Below are 9977 nucleotides of genomic sequence, written 5' to 3'. Positions count from 1 at the left end.
GATGGCCCACTTGGCCACCGTGGAGGTCAAATGCTTCGGCGACCAGCAGGCGCCCTTCGACAACCCGGCGGTGCACGGCTACCCCTTCACGGAAGGGATCTTCGAGGGCAACCCCCGGCGGGTCAAACAGGCGCTCATGACCCTGGCCACCTGCCTGCGCTTCAACGCCGCCCCCATCGAGGCGGACGTGGTCCACTGCCACACCTGGTACACCATGTGGGGTGGCATCGTAGCCAAGCTCGGCTACGGCACCCCACTGGTGGCCACCGTCCATTCCCTGGAGCCCTTGCGGCCGTGGAAGCGGGAGCAGCTGGGCCGGGGCTACGATCTGTCCTCCTGGGTGGAGCGCGCCGCCCTGGAGATGGCCGACCGGGTGATCGCCGTTTCCGCCAGCGACCGGCAGGAGATCCTGAGCCGGTTTCGGGTGGCGCCGGAGCGCCTGCGGGTGATCCCCAACGGCATCGACACCGGCACCTATCGCCCCATGGCCAGCACGGCGGCCCTGGCCACCCACGGCATCGACCCGCTACGGCCCTACGTGCTGTTTTTGGGCCGCCTCACCCGGCAAAAGGGGGTGGGTCATTTTCTGCGGGCCGCGGAGCACCTTGATCCGGGCACCCAGGTGGTGCTCTGCGCCTCGGCACCGGACACCCCGGAGATTGCCCGTGAGGTGGAGCAGGCGGTGAGCCGGCTCGCCGGCCAGCGGCGCGGGGTGATCTGGATCCGGGAGATGGTGGAGCGGGCCGCTGCCATAGAGCTGTACAGCCACGCCACGGTCTTCTGCTGCCCCTCCATCTACGAGCCCTTCGGCATCATCAACCTGGAGGCCATGGCCTGCGAGACGCCGGTGGTGGCCTCGGCGGTGGGGGGAATCACCGAGGTGGTGCGGGACGGCGAGACCGGAATCCTGGTCCCCTTTCGGCCGCGCAGCAGCGACGACCCGGAGCCGGCGGACCCGGACGGCTTTGCCCGCGGCTTGGCCGCCGGCATCAACCGCCTGGCCGCCGACCGCACGCTGGCCCGGCAGATGGGCCACCGGGGCCGGCAGCGGGTGACCGGGCTCTACGGCTGGCCGGCCATCGCCCGCCAAGTCTTCTCTGTGTATCAGGAGCTCATGCCAGGAGACCGCCATGACCCCAGGCCCTGACCCCACCAGGCTGGATCCGGCGCTGGCCCGCCGGGTCTGGATCGAAAACCTCGCCCCAGCCGTGGATGGCGGCCTCTATCCCATCAAGCGGGTGGTGGGGGAGTCGGTGACGGTGAGCGCCGACATCCTGGTCGACGGCCACGAGGCCGTAGCCGGCGTGCTCCGCTTCCGGCCCGCTTCCCAGGCGGACTGGAGCGAGCTGCCGCTCGGTCCTTTGGGCAACGACGCCTGGCAGGGGATCTTTCCGATCACCACCCTGGAGCCATACCACTATGCAGTGGCAGCCTGGATCGACCGTTTTGCCAGCTGGTGCCAAGTCCTGGTCAAGAAGCACCAGGCCGGCCAGGAGGTAGCCAGCGAGCTCCTGGAGGGAGCGGCCCTGGTGCAGGCGGCCGCGGCGCGCGGCGCCGACCAGGATGCCCTGTGGCTGGCCAGCGTTGCGGCCCGGCTGGCCGCGCCGACCCCGGTCGACGAGCGGGTGTGCCTGGCCCTGGCCCCGGAGCTGGCCGCCCTCATGGGGCGCTATCCGGACCGCAGCCGGGAGACCACGACCCCGACTTTGCTGGTGAGCGTGGAGCGGCCCCGAGCCCGCACCGGTGCCTGGTACGAGATGTTCCCCCGCTCCGCCACCACGGATCCGGCCCGCAGCGGCTCCTTCCGGGACGCCGCCACCCGGCTGCCGGCCATCGCCGCCCTGGGCTTCGACGTCCTCTATCTGCCGCCCATCCATCCCATTGGCAAAAGCCACCGCAAGGGCCGCAACAACAGCCCCCAGGCCGCAGCCGGTGATCCGGGCAGCCCGTGGGCCATCGGCACCGCCGAGGGCGGCCACGACGCCGTGCACCCGGAGCTGGGCACCATCGAGGATTTCACCGCCTTCCGCCGCCAGGCCGAGGCCCATGGCCTGGAGATCGCCCTGGACCTGGCCTTCCAATGCTCGCCCGACCACCCGTACGTGGCCGAGCATCCGGAATGGTTCCGCCACCGGCCGGACGGCACCATCCGCTATGCCGAGAACCCGCCCAAGCAGTACCAGGACATCTTTCCCCTGGACTTCGAGGGTCCGGCCTGGGAAGCCCTGTGGCAGGAGCTTTTGCGGGTGACCCTCTTCTGGGTGGGGCACGGGGTGCGGATCTTCCGAGTGGACAACCCCCACACCAAGCCCCTGCGCTTCTGGGCCTGGCTCATCCATGAGGTGCGGACCCGCCACCCGGATGTGGTCTTCCTTGCCGAGGCCTTCACCCGGCCCAAGCTCATGTATGCCCTGGCCAAGGTCGGCTTCAGCCAGTCCTATACCTACTTCACCTGGCGCAACACCAAGACCGAGATCATCGCCTACCTGCGCGAGCTGACCTCTTCGCCGGTGCGGGAATTCTTCCGGCCCAATCTGTTCGCCAACACCCCGGACATCCTGCCCGAGTACCTCCAGTACAGCGGCCGGCCGGGCTTTGTCGTGCGGCTGGTGCTGGCCGCCACCCTGGGCGCCTCCTACGGCATCTACTCCGGGTTCGAGCTCTGCGAGGGCCAGGGACTGCCCGGCACCGAGGACTACCTGGACTCGGAGAAGTACCAGCTCCGGCCCCGGGACTGGCAGCGGCCGGACGGCATCCAGGAATTCGTGGCCCGCATCAATGCCATCCGCCGGGGAAATCCGGCCCTGGCCACCAACGACTCCCTGACCTTCCATGCCGTGGACAACGAGCATCTCATCGCCTATTCCAAGCACACCCCGGATCTGGAGAACATCATCCTGGTGGTGGCCAACCTCGACCCCCACCACGCCCACGACGGCTGGCTGGAGCTGCCGATCGCCGCCCTGGGCATCGGCCCGGCCGAGGTCTTCCAGGCCCACGATCTCATCGGCGAGGGCCGCTACCTGTGGCAGGGGGCGAAGAGCTACGTACGCTTGGACCCCGCCGCCAGCCCGGCCCAGATCTTCCGCCTGCGGCGCCGGGTGCGCACCGAGCAGGATTTCGAGTACTTCATGTGATTGTCCCTGGGATGGACGGTATGGACAGGATGGACTGCATGGACCAGGCCGCCCTGTCCATCTTGTCCATATTGTCCATACCGCCCTGGCACAAGGAAGACCACGCCCATGCCCCCCCGCGCCAAGGATGCCCTGTGGTACAAGGATGCCATCATCTACGAGCTGCATGTCCGCACGTTCTTTGACAGCAATGGTGACGGCATCGGCGATTTCCGGGGCCTGACCGACAAGCTTGACTACCTCCAGGATCTGGGCATCAACGCCCTTTGGCTGCTGCCGTTCTACCCTTCACCCCTCAAGGACGACGGTTACGACATCGCCGACTACCGGGGGGTGCTGTCCGCCTACGGCACGGTACGGGACGCCAGGACCTTCATCCGGGAGGCCCACCGCCGGGGCATCCGGGTGATCACCGAGCTGGTGGTCAACCACACCTCGGACCAGCATCCCTGGTTCCAGGCGGCCCGCCATGCCAAGCCCGGCTCGGCCCGCCGCGGCTTCTATGTCTGGAGCGACACCGACACCAGGTTTCCGGAAACCCGCATCATCTTCACTGACACCGAGACCTCCAACTGGGCCTGGGACCCGGTGGCCGGCGCCTATTACTGGCACAGGTTCTTCTCCCACCAGCCGGATCTCAACCACAACAACCCCCGGGTGGTGGAGGCGGTGATCCGAGTGATGCGCTTCTGGTTCGATCTGGGGGTGGACGGCATGCGCCTGGACGCCGTGCCCTATCTGTGCGTCCGCGAGGGGACCAGCAACGAGAACCTGCCCGAGACCCACCAGGTGATCAAGAGGATCCGCCGGCAGCTGGACCATCTGTACCCGGATCGCATGCTGCTGGCCGAGGCGAACCAGTGGCCCGCGGACGTCCGCCACTACTTCGGCGACGGCGATGAATGCCACATGGCCTTCCACTTCCCCCTGATGCCCCGGATCTTCATGGCCATCCGCCAGGAGGATCGCCATCCCATCACCGAGATCCTGCGCCAGACGCCGGCGATCCCGGAGACCTGCCAGTGGGCGCTCTTCCTGCGCAACCACGACGAGCTGACCCTGGAGATGGTCACCGACCAGGAGCGGGACTACATGTACCGGGAGTATGCCAAGGATCCCCGCATGCGCTGCAACATCGGCATCCGCCGCCGGCTGGCCCCTCTGGTGGACAACAGCATGCGACGGATCGAGCTGTTGAACAGCCTGCTGTTCTCCTTCCCCGGCACCCCGGTGATCTACTACGGCGACGAGATCGGCATGGGGGACAACATCTTCCTGGGGGATCGCAACGGGGTGCGCACCCCCATGCAATGGTCGGCGGACCGCAACGCCGGCTTTTCCACCGCCGACGCCGCCCGTCTCTGCCTGCCGGTGATCATGGATCCGGTGTACGGCTACCAGGGGGTGAACGTGGAGGCCCAGGAGCGGAACCGCTCGTCGCTCCTCCATTTCATGAAGCGGCTCATCGCCCTGCGGCGCCAGCACAAGGCCTTCGGTCGCGGCAGCCTGGAGATCCTGGAGCCGGAGAACCGCACCATCCTCGCCTATCTGCGGCGCTCCAAGGGGGAGATCATCCTGGCGGTGGCCAATCTCTCCCGCTTCGTGCAGCCGGTGGAGCTGCCCCTGGCTGAATTCGCCGGCTGGATGCCGGTGGAGATGATCGGCCGCACCGAGTTCCCGGTCATCGGGCCCGAGCCCTACTTCCTCTCCATCGGCCCCCACGCCTTCTTCTGGTTCAAGCTGGAGCCGGAGACGATGCCGATCCGCCTGGCCAGCCCGCCGGGTGGCAGCGACCGGGTGCTGCCCACCCTGACCGTGGCCAAGGGCTGGGACGACCTCATGCTGCAGGAGTACCGCTACCCCCTGGAGAACGACGTCTTGCGGTCCTACCTGCCCCGCCAGCGCTGGTTCCGATCCAAGGCCCGGGAGCTGACCGGGGTCCGGCTCCAGGACTGGGTGAAGCTGGGCGCTGCCTTCCGGCTGCTGATGGTCCAGGTGCTCTTTAACGAGGGCGAGCCCGAGACCTATCTGCTGCCCCTGAAGCTGGAGATCGGCCGGGCGGCCCAGAAGGTGGCGGCCGAGGTGCCGGAGGCCGTGCTGGCCGTGGTCCGGAGCCGCAAGGGGGACGGGGTGCTCTTCGATGCCCTGGCCGACCGCACCGCCTGCTGCGACCTCTTCGTGACCATGGCCGACGGCCACCGCATCGCGTCGGCGTTGCAGGGCCGGCTGACCGCCTTTGCCACCGCGGCCCTGGAGGAGGCGGCAGCCTGCCACACCGTGCGCCGTCTGAGCGCCGAGCAGAGCAACACCTCGGTGGTGCTGGACGACCTGTTCATCCTCAAGTTCTTGCGGCGGCTGGAGGAGGGACCCAGCCCGGATCTGGAGATCTGCCGCTTCCTGACCGAGCGGACAACCTTCCGCCACATGGCGCCGGTTCTGGGGGGCATAGACTACACCGCCCCTGGCCACAGCCGCGCCACGGTGGCCATGCTGCAGGCCTACCTCCCCGGTGAGGGGGATGGCTGGCGCTTTGCCTTGGCGTGCCTGGAGCGACTCCTGGCGGCGCCACCAGCCGGCCCGGCGCCGCCCGCCTGGCCCCATCTCCATGCCGGCGGCCTCCTGGCCAGGACCGCCGATCCGGGGGCTTTGACCATGGCGGCCCTGGGGCCCTTCATCCCGGCCGCCGGGGTGCTGGGGCGGCGGACTGCCGAGCTCCATTGCGCCATGGCCAGCGAGCGCCGGGATCGGGATTTCGCACCGGAGCCGGTGGACGAGGACTATCTGAACGGTCTGGCTGATGGCTTCGTGCGCCAGGCCCAGGCCGCCCTCGCCCTCTTGGCCGGCCGGACCGGCACCTTGGGCGGCCCGGCCCAGGAACAGGCCAGCGCGATTCTGGCGGCAGGCCCCCTGGCCCTGGCCCGGCTGCAGCAGCTCGCGGCGCTGGCCGGTGCCGGCGGCCGGCGCTTGCGGTGCCACGGGGACTATCACCTGGGGCAGGTGCTCAGACAGGCGGAGGACTTCATCCTCCTGGATTTCGAAGGTGAGCCGCTTCGGCCCCTGGCAGAACGGCGACAGAAACAGTCGCCGCTCAAGGATGTGGCTGGTATGCTGCGCTCCCTGAGCTACGCCAGCCACACCGGCCTGGCCGTGTGGCTGGCCGCCGCCGGTCCCGATGAGGCGCCCGGCCTCCGGGCCGCGTGGGCCCGGGCCTGGGAGCAGGCGGCATGGGCCGCCTTCCTGGCCGCCTACCTGGCCGAGGCCAGGCCCGCGGGCTTCCTGCCCGAAGCGCCCCAGGCCCTGGCCACGCTTCTCGATGCCTTTCTCCTGGACAAGGCCTTCTACGAGCTGGCCTACGAGTGCAACAATCGACCGGACTGGATCCACATTCCCCTGGCCGGCCTGGCCGGCCTCATGCCCGACCTGACGCGGTGAGTGCCCCGGCACCTACCTCTGGGAGACCCTGCCATGCCCCTTGAGCCGCACTTTCTGTCCGACTATGATCTCCACCTCCTGGCCGAAGGCACCCACTACCGGGCCTGGGAAAAGCTGGGCGCCCACCCCGGCGAGCGGAACGGCCAGGCCGGCACCTGGTTCGCCGTCTGGGCGCCCAATGCCCGGGAGGTGTCGGTGATCGGCACCTTCAACGACTGGGATGCCGGCGCCCACCCCCTGGCCAGCCGGGGCGACTCCGGCATCTGGGAGGGGTTCATCCCCGGGGTCGGGCCCGGCCAGCTCTACAAATATCACCTCGTCTCCAACTTCCACGGCTACCAGGTGGACAAGACAGACCCGTACTCCTTTGCCTGCGAGATCCGGCCAGCCACCGCCTCCCTGGTCTGGAGCCTCACCGACTACCAGTGGCAGGACGAGGCGTGGCTGCGCCGGCGGCGGCAGGTCAATGCCCTGGACGCGCCCGTCGCCATCTACGAGGTGCACCTGGGCTCCTGGATGCGGGTGCCGGAGGAGGGCAACCGCTGGCTCAGCTACCGGGAGCTGGCACCCCGGCTGGCAGCCTACGTGGCCGAGATGGGCTTCACCCATGTGGAGCTGCTGCCGGTCTCCGAGCACCCCTTCGACGGCTCCTGGGGCTACCAGACGGTGGGCTTCTTCGCCCCCACCAGCCGCTTCGGCAGCCCCCAGGACTTCATGTTCCTGGTGGACACCCTGCACCAGCACGGCATCGGCGTCATCCTCGACTGGGTGCCCGCCCACTTCCCCCGGGACGAGCACGGCCTGGGCTATTTCGACGGCACCCACCTCTACGAGCACGCCGATCCCCGGCAGCGGGAGCACCGGGACTGGGGGACCCTCATCTTCAACTTCGGCCGCCGGGAGGTGGCCAACTTCCTTCTGTCCAACGCCCTGTTCTGGCTGGAGGTCTACCACATCGACGGCCTGCGGGTGGACGCCGTGGCCTCCATGCTCTATCTCGACTACTCCCGGGAGGAGGGGGACTGGATCCCCAACCAGTATGGCGGCCGGGAGAACCTGGAGGCCATCGCCTTCCTGCGGCGGGTCAACGAGCTGGTCTACGCCGAGCACCCGGATGTCATGACCATTGCCGAGGAGTCCACTGCCTGGCCCATGGTCTCCCGGCCCACCTATCTGGGGGGCCTGGGCTTCGGCTTCAAATGGAACATGGGCTGGATGCACGACACCCTGCTCTACCTGAGCAAGGACCCGATCCACCGCCAGTATCACCACAACACCATCACCTTCAGCCTGCTCTACGCCTTCCACGAAAACTTCATCCTGCCCTTCTCCCACGACGAGGTGGTGCACGGCAAGGGCTCCATGATCGGCAAGATGCCCGGGGACGATTGGCAAAAATTCGCCAACTTAAGGCTTCTCTACGGCTACCAGTACACCCATCCCGGCAAGAAGCTCCTGTTCATGGGCGCCGAGATCGGCCAATGGGCGGAATGGAGCCACGACGCCAGCCTGGAATGGCACCTCCTGGACCACCACCCTCACCAGGGCCTGCGGCGCTGGGTCCGGGATCTCAACACCCTCCTGCGGGGCGAGCCGGCCCTGCATGCGATCGACGACGAGCCGGCCGGTTTCTCCTGGATCGACTGCAGCGACGCCCAGCAGAGCATCCTGGCCTATCTGCGCCGGGGTCGCCGGCCCGAGGACCTGGTGCTGTGTGTCGCCAACTGTACGCCGGTGCCCCGCCACAACTACCGGATCGGGGTGCCGCAGGGCGGGATCTGGGAAGAGGCCCTGAACAGCGACGCCGTCCTCTACGGCGGCAGCGGCATGGGCAACCTCGGCGAGGTGGCGGCCACCCCGGTGGCAGCCCACGGCCATTTCCGCTCCCTCAACCTGGTGCTGCCGCCCCTGGCGATGCTGATCCTGCGGCCGCAGCGGGCTTGACGGCCGTCCCCGCCAAGCAGGAAGGAGCACCGGGTATCCAAGCCCACAAGCGGGCTGCGTTGGCATCGGCTTGAAATCTGAAAGTTACCCTTTAAGATATCAAGCATGATCTACCACCCCCGTCTCCTGGAGGACCAGCTCCGCCTCTACCACCAGACCTTTCCCTGCGTGCTGGTCACCGGAGCGCGCCAGGTGGGCAAGAGCACCCTGGTGGGACACCTCTTTGGCGACCAGGCCCGGACCTTGTCTTTGATCCGGTCCAGGACCTGTTCGGCATCCGTCCGGATCCCGATCTCTTTCTGCGCAACAATCCTCCGCCTCTGATCCTCGATGAGATCCAGTACGTGCCCGAGCTGGCGCCGGCCCTGAAGCGCTTCGTGGATCAGAACCGCCAGCCCGGGCGGTTTGTGATCACCGGCTCCCAGCAGTGGCAGGTCATGCGGCGGCTGGCCGAATCCCTGGCCGGCCGGGTGGCGATCCTGGATCTGCCAGGCTTCTGCCTGCCAGAGATCCGGATGGCCAGCTCACGCACCTGGCTCGACCGCTGGATCACGTTGGCCCGGGGACCGGTGGATCAGGCCCTGGAGGCGCTGGGCTCCTTCCGCTCCGCCGGCATCTCGGCCAGCGAGCGCATCTGGCGCGGCTCCTTCCCGGAGGTCCAGGATCTGCCGGAGGCCGCGGTTCCGGGCTGGATGCAGGGCTACGTTGCCACATACCTGCAACGGGACGTCCGCCTGGCCCTGGCGGCCCGGGACGAGGCCCGGTTTGCCGCCTTCCTGGGCCTCACCGCCGCCCTCACCGCGCAGGAGGTCAATTTCAGCCAGCTGGGCCGGGATATCGGCCTGTCATCCCCCACCACCGGGAAGTGGCTGGGGGTCCTCAAGGACACCTTTCAGTGGCTGGAGCTGCCGGCCTTTTCCTGCAACCCGGTGAAACGGCTCAGCCTACGCCCCCGAGGTCATATCGCGGACACTGGCCTGGCGTGCCACCTCCTGCGCCTGAGCTCGCCCCAGGCCCTGCAAGGCCATCCCGCCTTTGGCCGGCTCTTCGAGACCCTGGTGGCTACCGAGTGCATGAAGCAGGCGCAGCGGCTGCCCGCGCGGCCCAACTTCCTCCATTACCGCCAGCACAGCGGTACAGAGGTGGACCTGGTGATCGAGCTGGACGGCTGGCTCCTGCCGGTGGAGATCAAGGCCGCCTCCGTAACCGTTCACCAGCTACCCTGGTGAACGGTTACGCTACGCTCGTGAAGGCAGGCAAGTCTCATGCAGAGGTTAAGCAAGATCTCGAGAGCCATGGCCTTGATACGGAAAGCGCTGTGGCTATGGCTGACGACATGTTCACAGCGCGCACTGAAGCCCTCAAGAAAGCCGGACAGAAGAACATGGTGGCGGGGGCGCTTTGGTGCATAGGGGGAATCGTGGTCACAGTTGTCACGTATGGAGTCGCTGCACCAACAGGTGG

Annotated in this window: 7 protein-coding genes; all 7 read left to right on the top strand. The window is 68.0% G+C overall.

The features are described from left to right. A partial coding sequence (gene glgA / locus AB1634_17245) for a glycogen synthase (GenBank protein MEW6221261.1) occupies positions 1-1147 on the top strand: 1147 nt, incomplete at its 5' end. Continuing rightward, the gene (locus AB1634_17240) at positions 1131-3137 is read left to right on the top strand and encodes an alpha-1,4-glucan--maltose-1-phosphate maltosyltransferase (protein ID MEW6221260.1); all 2007 of its coding nucleotides are present in this window, start codon (positions 1131-1133) and stop codon (positions 3135-3137) included. The genes glgA and AB1634_17240, both read left to right, overlap by 17 nt. A gap of 108 nt (positions 3138-3245) precedes the next feature. Then, the gene (treS, locus tag AB1634_17235; protein ID MEW6221259.1) at positions 3246-6569 is read left to right on the top strand and encodes a maltose alpha-D-glucosyltransferase; all 3324 of its coding nucleotides are present in this window, start codon (positions 3246-3248) and stop codon (positions 6567-6569) included. A 33-nt stretch (positions 6570-6602) separates the two neighbouring features. Continuing rightward, positions 6603-8513 (top strand): 1,4-alpha-glucan branching protein GlgB, encoded by a 1911-nt coding sequence (gene glgB, locus AB1634_17230; protein MEW6221258.1) that lies wholly within the window; start codon positions 6603-6605, stop codon positions 8511-8513. Positions 8514-8618: 105 nt separating this feature from the next. Next, positions 8619-8837, top strand: a complete 219-nt coding sequence (locus AB1634_17225) for a hypothetical protein (protein ID MEW6221257.1) — start codon at positions 8619-8621, stop codon at positions 8835-8837. 20 nt (positions 8838-8857) lie between these two features. After that, the gene (locus AB1634_17220) at positions 8858-9742 is read left to right on the top strand and encodes a DUF4143 domain-containing protein (protein ID MEW6221256.1); all 885 of its coding nucleotides are present in this window, start codon (positions 8858-8860) and stop codon (positions 9740-9742) included. Beyond that, a partial coding sequence (locus AB1634_17215) for a hypothetical protein (GenBank protein ID MEW6221255.1) occupies positions 9739-9977 on the top strand: 239 nt, incomplete at its 3' end. The genes AB1634_17220 and AB1634_17215, both read left to right, overlap by 4 nt.

The sequence above is a fragment of the Thermodesulfobacteriota bacterium genome (assembly GCA_040755095.1).
Classification (GTDB): domain Bacteria; phylum Desulfobacterota; class Desulfobulbia; order Desulfobulbales; family JBFMBH01; genus JBFMBH01.
This window is presented reverse-complemented; position numbering and strand designations above follow the sequence as displayed.

Bases quoted from the DNA above. Each gene is read 5' to 3' on its own strand.
- AB1634_17240 (MEW6221260.1), top strand. From the start codon at position 1,131: ATGACCCCAGGCCCTGACCCCACCAGGCTGGATCCGGCGCTGGCCCGC.
- treS (MEW6221259.1), top strand. From the start codon at position 3,246: ATGCCCCCCCGCGCCAAGGATGCCCTGTGGTACAAGGATGCCATCATC.
- glgB (MEW6221258.1), top strand. From the start codon at position 6,603: ATGCCCCTTGAGCCGCACTTTCTGTCCGACTATGATCTCCACCTCCTG.
- AB1634_17225 (MEW6221257.1), top strand. From the start codon at position 8,619: ATGATCTACCACCCCCGTCTCCTGGAGGACCAGCTCCGCCTCTACCAC.